At 68.4% G+C, this 16,668-nt stretch carries 14 protein-coding genes, 1 tRNA gene and 1 pseudogene; 10 read left to right on the top strand and 6 right to left on the bottom strand.

From position 1 onward, the window contains the following. Positions 1-90 precede the first annotated feature (90 nt). Complete coding sequence (locus ACFVY3_RS12255) at positions 91-870, bottom strand: hypothetical protein (RefSeq protein ID WP_400159926.1); 780 nt, start codon at positions 868-870, stop codon at positions 91-93. Positions 871-1,105: 235 nt separating this feature from the next. On the opposite strand from ACFVY3_RS12255, the gene ACFVY3_RS12250 reads away from it, so the two are divergent. Both ACFVY3_RS12250 and ACFVY3_RS12245 read left to right on the top strand, forming a co-directional pair. Beyond that, the gene (locus ACFVY3_RS12250) at positions 1,106-2,776 is read left to right on the top strand and encodes an ABC-F family ATP-binding cassette domain-containing protein (RefSeq protein ID WP_400159925.1); all 1,671 of its coding nucleotides are present in this window, start codon (positions 1,106-1,108) and stop codon (positions 2,774-2,776) included. Beyond that, positions 2,773-4,686, top strand: a complete 1,914-nt coding sequence (locus ACFVY3_RS12245; RefSeq protein WP_290258685.1) for an ABC transporter ATP-binding protein — start codon at positions 2,773-2,775, stop codon at positions 4,684-4,686. The genes ACFVY3_RS12250 and ACFVY3_RS12245 overlap by 4 nt, the downstream gene beginning before the upstream one ends. A gap of 78 nt (positions 4,687-4,764) precedes the next feature. Here the strand turns inward: ACFVY3_RS12245 and ACFVY3_RS12240 are convergent, their stop codons facing one another. The 3 genes and pseudogenes from ACFVY3_RS12240 to ACFVY3_RS12230 all read right to left on the bottom strand — a co-directional run bounded on the left by ACFVY3_RS12240 (position 4,765) and on the right by ACFVY3_RS12230 (position 5,777). Beyond that, positions 4,765-5,163, bottom strand: coding sequence for an NUDIX domain-containing protein (locus ACFVY3_RS12240; RefSeq protein ID WP_400159995.1), 399 nt, complete (start codon positions 5,161-5,163; stop codon positions 4,765-4,767). A 60-nt stretch (positions 5,164-5,223) separates the two neighbouring features. Further along, positions 5,224-5,634, bottom strand: a pseudogene (locus tag ACFVY3_RS12235) (DUF6314 family protein); the annotation flags it as partial. 70 nt (positions 5,635-5,704) lie between these two features. Next, positions 5,705-5,777 (bottom strand) — tRNA-Arg (locus tag ACFVY3_RS12230). Positions 5,778-5,862: 85 nt separating this feature from the next. On the opposite strand from ACFVY3_RS12230, the gene ACFVY3_RS12225 reads away from it, so the two are divergent. The 3 genes from ACFVY3_RS12225 to ACFVY3_RS12215 all read left to right on the top strand — a co-directional run bounded on the left by ACFVY3_RS12225 (position 5,863) and on the right by ACFVY3_RS12215 (position 8,859). Further along, on the top strand, positions 5,863-6,636 hold the full coding sequence (locus tag ACFVY3_RS12225) for a DUF998 domain-containing protein (RefSeq protein ID WP_400159924.1): 774 nt from the start codon (positions 5,863-5,865) through the stop codon (positions 6,634-6,636). Between the two features lie 283 nt (positions 6,637-6,919). Next, a complete protein-coding gene (locus ACFVY3_RS12220; RefSeq protein ID WP_400159923.1) occupies positions 6,920-7,330 on the top strand; it encodes a hypothetical protein in 411 nt (136 codons plus the stop codon). Beyond that, complete coding sequence (locus ACFVY3_RS12215; protein ID WP_400159922.1) at positions 7,327-8,859, top strand: putative bifunctional diguanylate cyclase/phosphodiesterase; 1,533 nt, start codon at positions 7,327-7,329, stop codon at positions 8,857-8,859. Before ACFVY3_RS12220 ends, ACFVY3_RS12215 begins: the two co-directional genes overlap by 4 nt. A gap of 100 nt (positions 8,860-8,959) precedes the next feature. Here the strand turns inward: ACFVY3_RS12215 and ACFVY3_RS12210 are convergent, their stop codons facing one another. Further along, positions 8,960-9,106, bottom strand: coding sequence for a hypothetical protein (locus tag ACFVY3_RS12210; protein WP_400159921.1), 147 nt, complete (start codon positions 9,104-9,106; stop codon positions 8,960-8,962). 196 nt (positions 9,107-9,302) lie between these two features. Here ACFVY3_RS12210 and ACFVY3_RS12205 point away from each other — a divergent pair, with 196 nt between their 5' ends. After that, positions 9,303-10,373, top strand: a complete 1,071-nt coding sequence (locus ACFVY3_RS12205; protein ID WP_400159920.1) for a hypothetical protein — start codon at positions 9,303-9,305, stop codon at positions 10,371-10,373. Here the strand turns inward: ACFVY3_RS12205 and ACFVY3_RS12200 are convergent. Next, entirely contained in the window at positions 10,370-11,011 is a 642-nt protein-coding gene (locus ACFVY3_RS12200; RefSeq protein ID WP_400159919.1) for a hypothetical protein, read from the bottom strand. The two genes, ACFVY3_RS12205 and ACFVY3_RS12200, sit on opposite strands and share 4 nt — an antisense overlap. 57 nt (positions 11,012-11,068) lie before the next feature. Between ACFVY3_RS12200 and ACFVY3_RS12195 the strand changes: the two genes are divergently transcribed. The 4 genes from ACFVY3_RS12195 to sucC all read left to right on the top strand — a co-directional run bounded on the left by ACFVY3_RS12195 (position 11,069) and on the right by sucC (position 16,663). Beyond that, a complete protein-coding gene (locus tag ACFVY3_RS12195; RefSeq protein WP_400159918.1) occupies positions 11,069-11,953 on the top strand; it encodes an inositol monophosphatase family protein in 885 nt (294 codons plus the stop codon). 45 nt (positions 11,954-11,998) lie between these two features. Then, entirely contained in the window at positions 11,999-14,506 is a 2,508-nt protein-coding gene (pcrA, locus tag ACFVY3_RS12190; protein WP_400159917.1) for a DNA helicase PcrA, read from the top strand. Between the two features lie 55 nt (positions 14,507-14,561). Then, positions 14,562-15,269: a hypothetical protein gene (locus tag ACFVY3_RS12185; RefSeq protein ID WP_400159916.1), complete on the top strand. Its 708-nt coding sequence runs from the start codon at positions 14,562-14,564 to the stop codon at positions 15,267-15,269. 224 nt (positions 15,270-15,493) lie between these two features. Beyond that, on the top strand, positions 15,494-16,663 hold the full coding sequence (sucC, locus tag ACFVY3_RS12180) for an ADP-forming succinate--CoA ligase subunit beta (RefSeq protein ID WP_290258673.1): 1,170 nt from the start codon (positions 15,494-15,496) through the stop codon (positions 16,661-16,663). Positions 16,664-16,668: the final 5 nt, after the last annotated feature.

Below are 16,668 nucleotides of genomic sequence, written 5' to 3'. Positions count from 1 at the left end.
GCGGATTCGTACCGGAGCGGGTTGGCAGGGCCTCACAGCACTAACGGTACGCCGCCGACGATGGCCGGCACCCCCCAATGCTGAGAACCATTATAGGTCGCTCTTGCCCGTCTTCGCCGGTCCCGCCATGCGGGATTCGTGGGAATTCTTCAGCCCGGAGCCCACGGACCGCCGGGCGGACAGCCGTCCCAGCCAGATCAGGGCCAGTCCCAGTACCAGCCCCATGACGGCAGCCGAGCTGATGTAGTACTGGAGGAAAGTCAGGCCGCGGGGGACGAGATCGCTGAACGGCATCACAACCATGGCGATAGAACCCAGCGTCAGGAGCGCGGCCCCTCCCCGAACCAGCCCCGGGAGGCGGGACCGCAGCGCGTGGATGGTTGCCGGCAGGAGGCAGGCGGCCACGTAGGCGGGGTAGAGCCGACCGGCCAGGGTGTAGAGGGCGATGAGCTGGCGGTTGTGCTCGCTTTGGTCCGGCAGCGTGGCCAGTCCTACCGAGGTGCCGGCGGTGTTCGCCAGCAGGAATGGCACGGCGGTGGCCAGGCAGATCAGCGCCAGAGCGGTCAGCCCGACCGGGCCCAGCAGGAGCCGGAGGCTCCGTTTGTTCTCGAAGCCCTTGGCGATCTTGTAGCCGGCCAGCAGCACGGTGCCGTAGATGACGAACCGCAGGATCAGGTTGGCGTAGTTTTGAGACCCCAGTAGATGGTCGATGGCGTTATAGCTTGCCTGAATGCTGAGCACCATGGCCACGGTGGCCAGCAGGAAAATGCCGAACAGGGATCGGTTTTCGCCGCGCAACGCAGCGGGAATCCTTAGCACCGTGATGACGGCGCAGACCGCCAGGACGCAGACCAGGAGAGTGGTGATCACGGGCTGGTTCCTCTTTCGGCGTGTTCGCACCTGCCCCCGCTGTGCCCTGTCATGAGTCCGGACCCTGACGCCAACGATTTTGCCGGCGGGCCCGAATCAACTATGCTAGTTGCTCGAACCCGCTGGTCCGTACACCCCCCAAGTCCGGACCAGCGGGTTCTTCTATGCCCGGCCCGCTGCCGGCCGGCAGATGCCCCCGCCGCCTGGCCCGGGCGGCCGGTGAGAGGATGGATACATGACGGCAACCCTCGTTGCAAAAGACCTTTCCGGCGGCCACGACCACCGCACCCTTTTCTCCAAACTCTCCCTCACGGTGGCACCCGGCGACGTGGTCGGCGTCGTCGGAGCGAACGGTGCCGGCAAGTCCACCCTCCTCCGGCTGCTGGCCGGCGTCGACGAACCCCAGGAGGGAACGGTCAGCCTGGCCCCGGCGGACGCGTTTGTCGGCTGGCTGCCCCAGGAACACGAGCGGATCCCCGGCGAAACCGTAGCGGGCTACATCGCCCGGCGGACCGGCTGCGCCCAGGCCACGGTGGAGATGGAGTCCACCGCCGAGGCCCTCGGCTCCGGTGCACCCGGCTCCGACGACGCCTACGCGGCCGCCTTCGACCGCTGGATGGCCTCCGGCGCCGCCGACCTGGACGACCGCATCCCGGCCGTGCTCGCGGACCTGGGCCTGGAGGTTGGCGAGGACGCGGCCATGACCGGGCTCTCCGGCGGCCAGGCGGCGCGGGTGGCGCTCGCGGCCCTATTGCTCAGCCGCTTCGACATCGTGCTGCTGGACGAGCCCACCAACGACCTCGACCTGAACGGCCTGGCGCGGCTGGAGGCCTTCGTCCAGGGCTTGCGCGGCGGCGTCGTGCTGGTCTCCCACGACCGCGAGTTCCTGGCCCGCTGCGTGACCACCGTGGTGGAACTGGACCTGGCCCAGAACGCCGTCGCGGTCTACGACGGCGGCTACGATTCCTACCTGGAGGAACGGGCCGTCGCCCGTCGGCACGCCCGCGAACGCTACGAGGAGTTCGCCGCCACCAAGGCAGACCTGGTCTCCCGGGCCCGCACCCAGCGGGAATGGAGCTCCCAGGGCGTCCGCAACGCGATGAAGAAGAGCCCGGACAACGACAAGATCCGCCGCGCCGCCAACACCGAGTCCTCGGAGAAGCAGGGCCAGAAGGTCCGGCAGATGGAGTCCCGGATCGCCCGGCTGGAAGAGGTCGAGGAGCCGCGCAAGGAGTGGCAGCTGCAGTTCAGCATCGGCGCCGCCCCCCGCTCCAGCGCCGTCGTCGCCACCTTGCGCGACGCCGTCGTCCGCCAGGGCGACTTCACCCTGGGCCCGGTGAACCTGCAGCTCAACGCCGGAGAACGGATCGGCATCACCGGCCCCAACGGGGCCGGCAAGTCCACCCTGCTGCGCCTGCTGCTTGGCGTCCAGCGGCCCGACTCCGGGGACGCCTCGATGGGCGCCTCCGTGGCCGTTGGGGAGATCGACCAGGCCCGCGGCTTGCTGGCCGGAAACCTTAAGCTGGCCGACGCCGTCGAGGCCGTCCTGACCGACCAGACGGCGGCCGAGGTCCGGACCCTGCTGGCCAAGTTCGGGCTCAAGGCGGACCACACCTCCCGAACCGTCGACTCCCTTTCACCCGGGGAACGGACCCGCGCGGCCCTCGCGCTGCTGCAGGCCCGCGGCGTGAACCTGCTGGTCCTGGACGAACCCACCAACCACCTCGACCTGCCCGCGATCGAACAGCTGGAGCAGGCGTTGGAGAGCTACGACGGCGCCCTGCTGCTGGTCACGCACGACCGCCGGCTCCTGGAAAACGTCCGCCTCGACGTCCGCTGGAACGTCGTGGACGGCACCGTCACCGAACTGCTGGGCGCGAGCGCCCCGAAAGGCACCAACACATGAGTATGGACCGGGTCGCCTGGAGCTCCCTCTACAACATCACCCGCGGCGCCGACGGTTCCAGGACCTTCTCCAAGGCCCTGGTCAAGCGCGTCTTCGGTTTCGCCCGGCCGCACCGCAACCGGCTGATCGCCTTCGTGCTGCTCTCCATCGTGATGGCGGTCCTGGCCGTCGCGACGCCGGTGCTCGCCGGCCAGGTGGTCGACGCGATCATCGCCAAGACGGACGCGGGCACGGTCATCTGGCTGGCTGTCCTGATCGCGATCGTGGCCGTGGCCGAGGCCGGCCTGGGACTGGTGACGCGGTGGCTGTCCTCGACCATCGGCGAGGGCGTGATCCTGGACCTGCGCACCCGGGTCTTCGACCACGTCCAGAAGATGCCGATCGCATTCTTCACCCGCACCCGCACCGGCGCCCTGGTGAGCCGGCTGAACAATGACGTCATCGGCGCCCAGTCCGCGTTCGCCGGCACCCTCTCCGGCGTGGTCAGCAACGTGGTGGCCCTGGTCCTGACCCTGGCCGTGATGCTGAACAAGTCGTGGCTGGTGACGGTGCTGGCCATGATCCTGCTGCCGATCTTCCTGATCCCGGCCCGGCGGATGGGTTCCCGGCTGGCCGAGCTGCGGCGTGAGGCGGCCGAACACAACGCCACCATGGGTACGCAGATGACCGAGCGCTTCTCGGCGCCCGGCGCCACCCTGGTCAAGCTCTTCGGCCGCCCGGACGAGGAATCCCATGAATTCGCCGTGCGCGCCGGCCGGGTGCGGGATATCGGCGTCCGTACCGCGATGCTGCAGTTCACGTTCGTCACCGCTCTGACCCTGGTCTCCGCGCTGGCACTGGCGCTGGTCTACGGCCTGGGCGGCTGGCTGGCGCTCGGCGGCCAGCTCGCCGCGGGCGACGTCGTCGTGCTGGCCCTATTGCTCACCCGCCTCTACGCCCCGCTCACCGCGCTCTCCAGCGCCCGGGTGGAGATCATGAGCGCCCTGGTCAGCTTCGAGCGGGTCTTCGAGATCCTGGACCTCAAGCCGCTGATCCAGCAGAAGCCGGACGCCGTGGCATCCCCGCGCGGACCGCTCTCCGTGGAATTCGACAACGTCCGGTTCTCCTACCCCTCGGCCGACAAGGTGTCCCTGGCCTCCCTCGAGGACGTTTCCACCCTGGACACCAGGGGCGGCGAGGAAGTCCTGCACGGCATCAGCTTCCGGGTCGAACCCGGCCAGACGGTGGCGCTGGTGGGGTCCTCCGGCGCCGGTAAGTCCACCATCGCCCAGCTGCTCTCCCGGCTGTACGACGTCGATTCCGGCGCGGTCCGCTTCGGCGGCAGCGAACCGGGCACCGGCGTCGACGTCCGCGACCTGACCTTCGATTCGATGCGCGAGACCCTGGGCATGGTGACCCAGGACGGCCACCTGTTCCACGAAAGCATCGCCTCCAACCTGCGCCTGGCGCGCCCGGACGCGACCGAGGAGCTGATGTGGGACGTGCTGCGGCAGGCCCGCCTCGAGGACATGATCCGCTCGCTGCCGGACGGCCTGGACACCATCGTGGGGGAGCGCGGCTACCGGCTCTCCGGCGGCGAACGCCAGCGCCTCACCATCGCCCGGCTGCTCATCGCCCAGCCGCGGGTGGTCATCCTCGATGAGGCCACCGCCGCGCTGGACTCGACCAACGAGGCCGCGGTCCAGGACGCGCTCGGTGCCGCGCTGGAAGGCCGCACCGCCGTCGTGATCGCCCACCGGCTCTCCACCATCCGCGCCGCGGACGCGATCCTGGTGATCGAGGGCGGCGTGGTTGTCGAACGGGGGACGCACAGCGAGCTGCTGGCCGCCGAGGGCCGCTACGCGGAGCTGTACCGGACGCAGTTCGCCGAGGCCACCGCGGTGGCTGCCGACGCGCTGCCGGACGCATAGGGCGGACGCAGGGACCCGGCCCGTAGGGGGCCCGGCCCGAAGGGAAGCCGGGGCTGGGTCCCGCCTGCCCGGCCCCGCCTAGGCCCCGGCGTCGCGTGCCGCCGCGAGCAGCGGCAGGACGTGGTCGGTCAGGAGCGGGGCCAGGTCGCCCGGAAGCTCGCCGGCCAGGTCAAGCCAGCGGATCTCCGCGATCTCGGCCGACGGCGCCGCGGTCCAGATCCCGGGCGCGGTGAAGACCGTCGCGTCGATCCGGGTGGCGGCCTCGTTGGCGGCGTCGGCCAGCCACCGGCCCAGCGGCTGCAGGGCCTCGGGCGGCAGCACGATGCCGACCTCCTCGGCCAGTTCGCGGGCCGCTGCCTGCGCCGCTGATTCCCCGGCTTCGGGCTTGCCCCCGGGGTGCATGAACTTGTCCGTCCCGCGCTTGCGGACGGTGAGCAGCCGGCCGTGGGCGTCGTACACACAGACGGCGGAGACCACGATGTCCGGGTTGGTGCCGGGCGGCGGCGCGGAGCCGGAAACTGGGTCCCGGCGCAGTTCCGACTCCAGCAGCAGGTCCTTGGCAGGGCCGGTGACATCCCAGGTGTAGCGGAAGGCGTCCGGGCCGAGCCGGGTGTAGCGGACCCGGTACGTGTCCGGATCGCACCAGTGGCGGTCGCTGGCGGTGTCAGGCCCGAAACCCATCCGGTGGAAGGGGCGGCCGTCGGCGAAGTGCATGTCCATGAGGCCGGGGGCGGCGGTGGGGCGGAGCAGGTACTCACGGCTCGCAGGCCCGGTGAAGGGCGGGGCGCCGGCCGGGTTCCAGGTCACCGTGCCCTCTTCGCGGAAGCGGAGGCCGCCGTCGTCCGTCGCGGTGAAGCGCACGACGCCGGCAAAGGAGCCGCGGGTGCCCGTAGCGCGGTCCAGCATGGTGCGGGCCACGGTCCAGGTGCCCGCGAGGTAGGAGTGCATGTCCTCGACCGCCCCGTGATGACCGGTGGCGTGGCTGCCGGCAGGAGTGCCTGGTCTCTGGGAATCCACGTGCCCTCGATTGGAATCGAACCAACGACACCGGCTTTAGGAGAGCCGTGCTCTATCCACTGAGCTACGAGGGCGGGCGTCCGTCGCGGCCGGCCACAGCCGACCCGTCCGAACACGGATACCAGCATACAAGGTGGGGGCGCGTACTACGCTCAAGGCATGACCGCCCCCGCACGCGCAGCAAACCGAGAGCTCCTCTACCTTCCGGATGTGGCGTCCACGCGGTTCTACGCCGGGGCGCTGGCCAAACTGAGTGTCCTCCAATATTTCGTGGCCGAGACCGCGGTGATCGGCGCCTGGGCCGGCAGGGAGGCCTACAGCCGCCGCACGGGCTACATCAGCGACCTCGGGGCCCTGCACTGCGGCACCTACTCGGGCCGCGACGTCTGCTCCCCGGCCCACCTGCTCATGAACGCCTCCTTCATCGTTCAGGGCATCGGCATGATGGTGGGGGCCATGCTGCTCACCTCCGCGGTGATCGGCGTGGCGGCCCGCGCCGGCGAACGGCTGCCCCGCACCAGGGGCCGGCGCCCGGCGTCCGTGCCGGCGTTCATCGCCCGGGCTCTCACCACCATCGCCGGTGCCGGGACCGTGGTGGTGGGGCTGGTGCCCGAGGACGCCGGCTCCCCGTGGCATTACATCGGCGCCGTGGCGTACTTCTCGGCCGGCGGCTTGGCCCTGGGGTTGATCGGCTGGCTCTGGCGGCGCCGGACGCCGCTGGGCTGGTTCATCCTGGCCTGCGGTGCAATGGGAATCGCCGCCCTGATCACCGGTGGCATCACAGGGATGGCCGTCCCCGAGCCGGGAACCCTCGAACGGCTGATGGGCTACCCGATCACCATCGGCACCGCGGCGGTGGGTCTGGTCGTGGCCCAGCGGGTGCGGAAGGAACGGACGACGCGCAAGGCGCAGACCCTGCGTTCCCGAGGGTAAGCGGCCGGCGGGGCGCTGGCCGGCTGGAGACCGGGCGGCCGGGCCGTCCCGGCGACGGGGTGTCGTACATCTCATTCGGCCGCTGGCGTGCACTATCATGGGGTCATTCGCCGGAACGCCGGGAGTCTTGTGCCGGGTTCCATCCGGCGCATGCGAAATCAAGGACTGAGCAGTGCTGGGGACGAATGTCTGAACCAAGGGTTGTGCCGGTCACGGCAGCGACGGCCTTTGGCGACCCCGCCCCCGCCTGCGGGCGCGTATTTGTTGCGCCGGAGGGACGCCCATGACGGCAGCACCCCCGGTGGCCCCGCCGCTGGATATGTCTCCCGAAAGGACGACGTCGGAGATCACCGTCACGCTGGTCACTCCGTCGCTCGTTGAACTGGAAATGCCGCGCGACGTCGAAATCGGCGCCTCCGAGGCGCGGCGGGCTGCCGCCGCCGTCCAGACGATCGCCGGCCGCAACCGCGTCGGCGTCATGCTCAACATCTCCGGTGTCATCGGCGTCAGCCCCGAGGCCCGGCACGCCTACTCCGAGTCGATCGCCGCCCGCGCCGTCGCCATCGTGGGGGAGGGTCCCGTGGACCGGGTGATCGCGCACTACCTGCTGCGCTCCCGCAGCGAGAGCATCCCGGCGCAATTCTTTCTTTCCCGTCCAGCGGCCCTCGAATGGTTAAGGCAGTACACCGAGTGAAAAGTGAACCGGATCCCAGGCTCCATAACCTGGTCGAGGGCATTGTCCGGATCGCCAGCGGCGATCTGAGCACCCGCATTCCCCACTCGGGTGCGCGGGACGACGTCGCCGCCGTCATCGCCGGCATCAACCTGATGGCCGATGACCTGCAGACCATTTACCAGGAGCTTGAGGAGCGGGTCGACAGCCGGACCGCCATGCTCCGCGAAGCCCAGGTGGAACTCGAGCGGATGGCCCTGACGGACCCGCTCACCCAGCTGGCGAACCGCACCGCGTTGAACTCCGTCCTGAGCCACGCCCTGGCCGAGACCTCCCGCGGCGAGGCCCCGCCCGCGTTGCTGATCCTTGACCTGGACTCCTTCAAGGGCATTAACGACACGCTGGGCCACAGCGCCGGCGACGACGTCCTGCGGGTCATCGCCCGACGCCTCCAGGACGCCGTGCGCGTCACGGATACCGTCGCCCGGCTGGGCGGCGACGAGTTCGCCGTCATGCTGCCCAAATCGAACCTGGTCCGCGCCCGCCGGGTGGCGAACCGGATCCTGAAGGCACTGAACGAAAGCCTGGAGATCGGCGACCTGCGGATCACCTGCGGCACCAGCATCGGCGTGCGGGTAGCCGAACCCGGCCAGTCCGTGGACGACCTGGTGATGGAGGCGGACACCGCGATGTACGCGGCTAAGGCCCAGCCGCACAGCGGGATTAAGGTCTTCGAACCGGCCCTGCTCTACGCCCGCCGCCTGCAGAGCCTGATGGTGACCGAGATGCGCACGGCCATCCTCGAGGACCAGCTGGTGCTGCACTACCAGCCCGTCGTGGAGCTCGCGACCGGCCGAATGGAGGGCGTCGAGGCGCTCGTGCGGTGGAACCACCCCGAGCGCGGACTGCTGATGCCCGACCAGTTCATCCCGCTCGCCGAGGAAACCGGGATGATTGTGGACCTGGGCCACTGGGTGCTGAAGACCGCTGTGCGGCAGCTGCGGACCTGGCAGGAGGAGCTCCCGCTGGATGAGGACTTCTCCATGCGGGTCAACATCTCCACCACCGAGCTGCAGAACCTGGAGCTGATCGAGCACGTCCAGGACATTCTCCGCGAGACCGGCGTGGATGCCGCCAACCTCATCATCGAGCTGACCGAATCCATGGCGGTGACCGGCGGCGACGTGGACAAGTACTCGCTCAGCGGCCTGCGTCAGCTGGGTGTCCAGCTCGAAATCGACGACTTCGGCACCGGCTACTCGTCCATCAGCTACCTGCGGCGGCTGCCGGTGAACGTCGTCAAGATCGACCGGAGCCTCATCGATGGGCTGGGTACCGACGAGGAGCAGGGCCGGTTCGTCGAGGCGGTGCTGCACCTGATCCACGCCTGCGGGCTGCGGGCCGTGGCGGAGGGAATCGAGACGGCGGAGCAGGCCGATGAACTCGTGCGGCTGGGCTGCTCCAGCGGCCAGGGTTACTACTTCAGCAGGCCGGCCCCGGCCGAGACCGTTGCGGAGAACATTCTTTCCTGGAGCGCGGCCGCGGAGTAAGGCGATCTTTTCGTCTTCTGAACCGCAGAAAAGAGGCGCAAAACAAAGGGCGGGTGCCGGATCGAAATCCGTCACCCGCCCTCAGCGGCTAACCCCAGCGTTAGTTCTTCGGGGTGGAGTTCGGCCAGAAGCCGACAGCCTCGACGGAGCCCGTGTTCGAGCCGTTGGCGGACACGGCGGAAGCCGCGGAGACGCCTGCTGCAGCCAAGGCGCCGGCGACGAGGAGAGTTGCGAGGGTTTTCTTCATGGAGGGCTCCTGTTACTAAAGTGGCTGAAGTGACTCGTGTAATGCAGCTTCAGTATAGGGGCATTGGACACGCCGCACAGCAAGAATTCAGGATCTTTCAAAAAACTGTGCTAATCGTGCGTCGCTGAGGTTACGAGTCGGCGTAGTTTGCGTGCCGCGTTCCCCTTTTTCTTCGAATGCACTCGATACTGGTCTCATGCACTCCGTATCGCCGCTGTACGCCGCCGCCGAGCTCAAGGCGCACGAGCATCGGAGCAATCACGCCTTCGCAAAGGCGGCGGACAGCGCGCGAGAAGCAGCGGACATCGCACACCGAGACGGTGACAACACTTCCTCGTGGAACATGACGTTCCTTCAAGCAGAGAACCTCCTTGATGCCGACCGATTTGAGGACTGTGCAGGGCTGGCCAAGTATTTGCTTTCCGATGCACCGGGGTTCCGGCAGGCGCACGACTTAGCCCGCGCGCACGTTCTCTTGGCCCGCGCAAACCAAGGCGTAGGTCTACTTGAATTCGCTGCCGAAGAGGCACGCGCGGCCGTCGTGCTCACTGACGACGAGGCTCACATCGATATCAACGTCAAAGCACGCCAGGCGCTCATCGCTGCCTTGGCAGATGCCGGACAAATGGATGAGGCATGGAGGGAGAGTAAGATCCTCGCCTCCGTCATCTCCGACGAGGTCGATGAGCAACAAGCGGGCAAGGGCTATTGGGTGATAGGCAACGTGGCGTTCCTCTCCGAAAAGGTCTCGGAAGGGCTGCGCTATCACGAACTGGCGGCGGCGACTTTTTCCCCTGCGCGGGACCTGGACATCTGGGCGAAGTTCAATAAAGCGTCCGCGGCGATGCGGCTCGCAGCCAATGTCGCCGACGAAGACACACTTCGGTGTATCGAACGCGCCGAGCTGGCCACGGACATCATCGGAGGGAGTGAGAACGACCTTCTCCTTCTGCGGCTTATCCGCGGGCATTGGACTCTACTGGCAGGCGATCCGCAGACCGCGGCGGAAATGCTGCAGGAACTCTGCCGTAGTGGAGGAATGACGCCGCAAAACACCGGAGACTCCTGTTTCCTGCTCGGAAGGGCTTTGTTGGAGACTGGTGAAAAGAGTGCTGCGAGATGTGCTCTCGAAAAGGCTGCCGCTCACTTCGAGAATGCAGGCGCAAAGTTGCGCGCCGAGCAGGCCAGGGAGTTCATCGCCGTCGAACTGGGCCCCGTGTCACTGTGGTCACGGCTGTGGCGTGCGGCCGGCTTCGGCCGGCACTAGTCGGCAGCAGCTCCGCGCGCCGGGGCCGACTTACGGTTCAGGAACACGGCCGCGCCGCCGGCCAGCAGGTTGAGCAGCAACAGGACCCACCCGGCCACCGTGAGCGCGGAAGCGAGCGCCACCTGGCCGCCGTCGAGGGTGCCGGCCGACATCATGCCGTCGATCGCGGCATTCCCCCAGAGCCGCACCACGGCAAACAGCAGCGGCAGTGCCCAGAACGCCCAGCGCAGCGGCTTCCTGGCCACGTTCACCCCGATCAACAGCAGCCAGGTGAAGCCGAAGATCAGCGGGAAGAGCGTCCCGGCGGTCTTATGCACATAGTTCAACTGTCCGCGGGCGTCGTTATCCATGGCCGTGCGAAGCTGGTCAACGAACCCCTGGTCAAAGCCGCCGATCAGCGAATCGGGCATTGGCAGCCCGGCGCTGAGCTGGGTCAACTGGTTCAGGGTCAGGAGGTGCAGGTACCAAAACAGGAAGAGGCTCGCCACCACCCCGGCGATCAGGATCAGGTTGCCGTTGCTCTGCGCTTTCTGCGGCGTCCGGGAGGTGCTGGGGTTGATCACCGGAGGCAGCTGATGCTGGGGGAGGGCAGCGTTGGCGCCATGTTTTTTGAGCCGCTGGGCGGGTGTTTTGGCCATGGACCCATTATCGCCCCTGCACCCCGCCCCTATGCCCGGCGCCGGTAGGCTGAACGAATGAGCGAAACAGGCAGCAACGACTTCGGCCACAGCGACCTCGGCAGGCATCGGCTCGGACGGCACAGCGCCGCGGACCTCAGCCCCGACCTCGACGACGCCGAATTGGCGGCCGCGCTGGTCCGGGAGGCCGGAAACCTGGCCCTGCTGATGCGCCACGCCGGGCTGGAAGGCCACCAGAAGACCTCCGTGTCCGACGTCGTCACCGCCGCCGACCACGCCGCGGAAGCCTACGTCCTCGAACAGCTCCAGCGGTGCCGGCCCGAGGACGGCATCCTCGGCGAGGAGGGCGCCGCCAAGACCGGCACCAGCGGACGGACCTGGGTGATCGACCCGGTGGACGGCACCTACAACTTCCTGCACGGCTCCAGCTACTGGTGCTCCGCCCTGGCGCTCAAGGACGCAACCGGGCCGATCCTCGGGGCCATCTTCCAGCCCGAGGCGGATAAGCTCTGGCTCGGCGGCACGGACCACCCCGCCACCCTGAACGGGGAGCGGCTGACCGGTTTCGCCCCCGAGGGAGTAGCTCCGGCGAGGGACCAGGCGCCCCTCGCGGAGCAGGGTGCAGCCACCTACATCCACCCCACCTGGCTCGCGGACCCGATGTGCGCCATGCCCTGGCACGCGGCCGCCGTCTCCGCGGCATCGCTGCGGATGTTCGGATCCGGCTCCTGCGACCTGGCCCGCGTGGCCGACGGCGAACTCGACTGCTGGTTCCAGCACAGCTGCCCGGAATGGGACTGGCTGCCCGGCCAGGCGATCGTGCGGGCGGCCGGCGGCAGCACCGACGTCGTCCGCGTCAACGGGCTCGAGTGGTTCATCGCCGGGGGAGCGACGGCGGTGCGGGAGCTCCGCGCCGCGCTCCAGCGGGGGTCCGTGCAGTAGCCCCGAACCTCACCGTCGGTGGCACCACCTAGACTTGTTAACACCATGGATATGTTGTTTGACCCCTACGCCGACGGACCCTTCCAAGCAGCTGCGACCCCGGGCGCGCCCGCGAAAGCGGCGGCTCACGCGGGCGCCGGCACCGGGATGCCCGCCCTGGCGCACGGCCACGGGGGCGACGGCGGACAGGGCCATGCCGACGGCGAACGGCACCGGCTGCCCAGTGCCGAGGAGCTCCTCCAAGGCCTCAACCCGCAGCAGGAAGAGGCCGTCAAGCACGCCGGCGGCGCCCTGCTGATCGTGGCCGGAGCGGGGTCCGGAAAGACCCGGGTGCTCAGCCACCGCATCGCCTACCTGATCGCCACCCGGCGTGCGCACCACGGCGAGATCCTGGCCATCACCTTCACCAACAAGGCCGCCGCCGAGATGCGCGAGCGGATCGAGGCACTCGTCGGCGGCCGGGCAAAAACCATGTGGATTTCCACGTTCCACTCCTCCTGCGTCCGCATCCTGCGCCGCGAGGCCGCCAACGTGGGCCTGAACTCCAACTTCTCCATCTACGACTCGGCCGACTCGCTCCGCCTGATCACCCTGGTGGCCAAGAACCTGGACCTGGACCCCAAGAAGTTCGCGCCCAAGGCCATCCAGCACAAGATCTCCGCGCTCAAGAACGAACTGATCGACGCGGACAGCTACTCCTCCAGCGCCAACCACAACGACCCGTTCGAACAGGCCGTGGCGGAGGTTTTCAAGGGGTACACCCAGCGCCTGCGCCAGGCCAACGCCATGGACTTCGACGACCTGATCGCCGAGACCGTCTACATGTTCCGGGCCTTCCCGGCGCTCGCGGATTCCTACCGGCGCCGCTTCCGGCACGTGCTGGTGGACGAGTACCAGGACACCAACCACGCCCAGTACGCCCTGGTCCGCGAGATCGTCGGCGAGGGCGACGGCGCGGCGGAACTGACGGTGGTGGGCGACTCGGACCAGTCCATCTACGCCTTCCGCGGGGCGGACATTCGCAACATCGTGGAGTTCGAGAAGGACTACCCGGACGCGCGCACCATCAAGCTGGAGCAGAACTACCGCTCCACCCAGACCATCCTCAGCGCCGCCAACGCGGTCATCTCCCGCAACCCCAACCGGCCGGAGAAGCGGCTCTGGACGGCCGAGGGCGACGGCGAGAAGATCGTCGGCTACGTGGGTGAGAACGAGCACGATGAGGCCCAGTTCATCGCCAAGGAGATCGATCGGCTGCAGGACGAGGGCAACCTCCGGCCCGGCGACGTCGCGATCTTCTACCGCACCAACGCCCAGTCCCGGTCCATCGAGGACGTCCTGGTCCGCGTCGGCCTTCCCTACAAGGTGGTCGGCGGCACCCGCTTCTACGAGCGCAAGGAAATCAAGGACGCCCTGGCCTACCTGCGCGTCCTGGTCAACTCCGACGACGACGTCAACCTCCGCCGCATCCTCAATGAGCCCAAGCGCGGCATCGGCGACCGGGCCGAGGGTGCCATCGCCTCGTTGGCCCAGCGCGACCGCACCTCCTTCATGGCCGCCGCCCGCCGGGCCGACGAGGCGCCGGGCATGGCCACCCGCTCCGTGAATGCGGTCCTTGGCTTCGTGAAGATGCTGGATGACCTGGCGGAGGTGGCCGCCGGCTCCGGTGCGGCCGCGGCGCTCGAGGCGGTGCTGGAACAGACCGGATACCTCGCCACCCTGCGCTCCAGCACGGACCCACAGGACGAATCCCGGGTCGAAAACCTCGCCGAACTGGTCGCCGTCGTCCGTGAATACGAACGCGACAACCCCGAGGGCTCGCTCGGTGCCTTCCTGGAGCAGGTCTCCCTGGTAGCGGACGCGGACCAGATCCCGGACGCCCCGGGGGCGGACATTGACGCCGCCGTTGCCGAGGCCAAGCGGCTCGGCGTGGTCACCCTGATGACCCTGCACACCGCCAAGGGTCTCGAGTTCCCGGTGGTGTTCCTCACCGGCATGGAGCACGGACTCTTCCCGCACCAGCGTTCGGCCACGGACCCCAAAGAACTGGCGGAGGAACGCCGGCTCGCCTACGTGGGCCTGACCCGGGCCCGGAAGCGGCTCTACCTCACCCGCTCCGAGGTCCGGAACATGTGGGGGCAGAGCCAGTACAACCCCGCCAGCCAGTTCATCGAGGAGATCCCGGCCGAACTGGTCGAGTGGAAACGCGAGGGTACCAGCCACCAGGCGGCCAGCTGGGGCGGCGGGTCCATCGGCTCCAGCCGCTACAGCGGATCCTTCTGGGGCGCGGGCACAGCCCGCGGCACCGGGGCCGACTCCGCTGCCGGTTTTAATGCGGATGTCCCGGCGGCGATCGCCCGGAACCGGGTCCAGCCGCAGAAGGAGATCGTGGCCGTCAGCGTGGGGGACCGGGTCAATCACACGAGCTTCGGCGACGGCACCGTGCTGGCCGTCGAGGGCGCCGGGGACAAGACCGTCGCGAAGGTGACCTTCGCGGTGGGGGAGAAGCGCCTCCTGCTCCGCTACGCGCCGCTGACCAAGATCACGGCCTGACCGGCGCCACCGTCCGGCGGGGCTCCGCCCGGCGCCGGCTCCCGTGATTGGCATAATGAAGCCCATGCGTCGAACCAAGCAGGCCGCCCTCGCCGTCCTGGTGCTGCTCGCGGCCAGTGGCTGCAGCGTCACCCGGCAGGACCCGGACTACGTCCCGCCGGCGCCGTTGCCGGTCCTCGAGCAGCTCCGCCAGGCGCCGCTGACGGACCCGGCCACCCTCGGGGCGGGCACGGACGCCGTCAGCTTCGTGACCGCGGACCACACGGTCGCCTGCAGCCTCACCTCGGCCCGGGGCACCAGCATCAACCTCCCCTACGAGCCCAACAGCTTCACCGCGCCGGCCAACGCCAAGCTGGCCACCGTCCCCGTCGCGCACTGCGAACTCTCCGCCTACCCCCGCCCCGCCGCCCAGGACATCACCGATGACTGCGCCGGCACCGGGCTGGGCTACCTCGGCGGCACGGCGCTGCTCACCCCGGACAAGGCCGTCTACGGTGAATGCCGCTCCGGCGTCACCGCCCAGGAGGCCGAATACGGGCCAAAGGGGAGCCCCACCGGGCCGATCTCCCAGCTGGCGGTCCTGCCGGAGGGCGGCAACGTGGAGCGGAACGGCCTGCGCTGCTCCGCCTACGACGGTGGCGTGGCCTGCGGAAACGTCTCCGCGCAGGTCGCTTTCTTCGTCTCCCGCGACCGTTACGAGCTCATTAAGGGACCCGGCGCGACGCCCTCCGCGGCGGCTCCGAAGGCCTCAAAATCCCCGTAATGTAGGGGTTTTTCTACGCTCAATAGAATAGTGTCGTTACTCACATAACCTGTACTGTGGGTCGGGCTGCCCGCTCCAAAGGACTAGAGTTCCACAAGGAGCATTGCGTCGTGCGGCTCGTCTCCGGACCTGTCGCAGGGTGCCTTTAATCCGCAGCCCGGTCACCGCGAATCCGCGGCGAGCGGCTGTACAGAAACTACTTCGACGTAGAAGGACACTAAACCGTGGACCTGTTTGAATATCAGGCGCGCGATATGTTCGAGGCGCACGGTGTACCCGTGCTTGCTGGCATCGTGGCGCACACCCCTGAAGAAGCAAAGGCAGCTGCCGAGAAGATCGGCGGCGTAACTGTCGTCAAGGCACAGGTTAAGGTCGGTGGCCGCGGAAAGGCCGGCGGCGTTAAGGTCGCCAAGACCGCCGACGAGGCTCTGGAACACGCCACCAACATCCTCGGCATGGACATCAAGGGCCACACCGTCAACACGGTGATGATCGCCCAGGGTGCCGACATCGCCGAGGAATTCTACTTCTCCGTCCTGCTGGACCGCGCCAACCGCAACTATCTGGCCATGTGCTCGGTTGAGGGCGGCATGGAAATCGAGCAGCTCGCCGTCGAACGCCCGGAAGCGCTGGCCAAGGTTGCCATCGACCCGGCCGTCGGCATCGACCAGGCCAAGGCCGACGAAATCGTCAACGCCGCCGGCTTCGCCGAGGAACTGCGCGGCAAGGTCGCCGCCGTGATCCTCAAGCTTTGGGACGTCTTCAAGAAGGAAGACGCCACCCTGGTCGAGGTCAACCCGCTGGTCAAGACCGGCGCCGGCGACATCGTCGCCCTGGACGGCAAGGTCTCGCTGGACGAGAACGCCGACTTCCGCCACCCGAAGCACTCCGCCCTGGAGGACAAGGACGCAGCGGACCCGCTGGAGGCCAAGGCCAAGGCGCAGGACCTGAACTACGTCAAGCTCGACGGCGAGGTGGGCATCATCGGTAACGGTGCCGGCCTGGTCATGTCCACGCTCGACGTCGTCGCCTACGCCGGCGAGAAGCACGGCAACGTCAAGCCCGCCAACTTCCTGGACATCGGCGGTGGAGCCTCCGCCGAGGTCATGGCCGCCGGCCTGGACGTCATCCTCGGCGACGAGCAGGTCAAGGCCGTGTTCGTGAACGTCTTCGGTGGCATCACCGCCTGCGACGCCGTCGCCAAGGGCATTGTCGGCGCTCTCGCCGAACTGGGCTCCTCCGCAAACAAGCCGCTGGTCGTCCGCCTCGACGGCAACAACGTCGAGGAAGGCCGCCGCATCCTGGCCGAGGCCAACCACCCGCTGGTTACCCTGGCCGCCACCATGGACGAGGGCGCCGACAAGGCCGCCGAGCTCGCCAACGCAGCGAAGTAAGGGAC

Origin of the sequence: Arthrobacter sp. BPSS-3 (assembly GCF_044628475.1) — a bacterium.
In the GTDB taxonomy this organism is placed as follows: Bacteria; Actinomycetota; Actinomycetes; order Actinomycetales; family Micrococcaceae; genus Arthrobacter.
Note: the sequence above shows the minus strand (reverse complement) of the source record. Positions and strands in the feature narration are given on the sequence as shown.

What these genes read in the sequence shown, in the direction of transcription:
- ACFVY3_RS12205 (WP_400159920.1), top strand. Translation starts at nt 9,303, where the DNA reads ATGCACTCCGTATCGCCGCTGTACGCCGCCGCCGAGCTCAAGGCGCAC.
- pcrA (WP_400159917.1), top strand. Translation starts at nt 11,999, where the DNA reads ATGGATATGTTGTTTGACCCCTACGCCGACGGACCCTTCCAAGCAGCT.
- ACFVY3_RS12220 (WP_400159923.1), top strand. Translation starts at nt 6,920, where the DNA reads ATGACGGCAGCACCCCCGGTGGCCCCGCCGCTGGATATGTCTCCCGAA.
- ACFVY3_RS12245 (WP_290258685.1), top strand. Translation starts at nt 2,773, where the DNA reads ATGAGTATGGACCGGGTCGCCTGGAGCTCCCTCTACAACATCACCCGC.
- ACFVY3_RS12195 (WP_400159918.1), top strand. Translation starts at nt 11,069, where the DNA reads ATGAGCGAAACAGGCAGCAACGACTTCGGCCACAGCGACCTCGGCAGG.
- ACFVY3_RS12200 (WP_400159919.1), bottom strand. Translation starts at nt 11,011, where the DNA reads ATGGCCAAAACACCCGCCCAGCGGCTCAAAAAACATGGCGCCAACGCT.
- ACFVY3_RS12185 (WP_400159916.1), top strand. Translation starts at nt 14,562, where the DNA reads ATGAAGCCCATGCGTCGAACCAAGCAGGCCGCCCTCGCCGTCCTGGTG.
- ACFVY3_RS12250 (WP_400159925.1), top strand. Translation starts at nt 1,106, where the DNA reads ATGACGGCAACCCTCGTTGCAAAAGACCTTTCCGGCGGCCACGACCAC.
- ACFVY3_RS12225 (WP_400159924.1), top strand. Translation starts at nt 5,863, where the DNA reads ATGACCGCCCCCGCACGCGCAGCAAACCGAGAGCTCCTCTACCTTCCG.
- ACFVY3_RS12210 (WP_400159921.1), bottom strand. Translation starts at nt 9,106, where the DNA reads ATGAAGAAAACCCTCGCAACTCTCCTCGTCGCCGGCGCCTTGGCTGCA.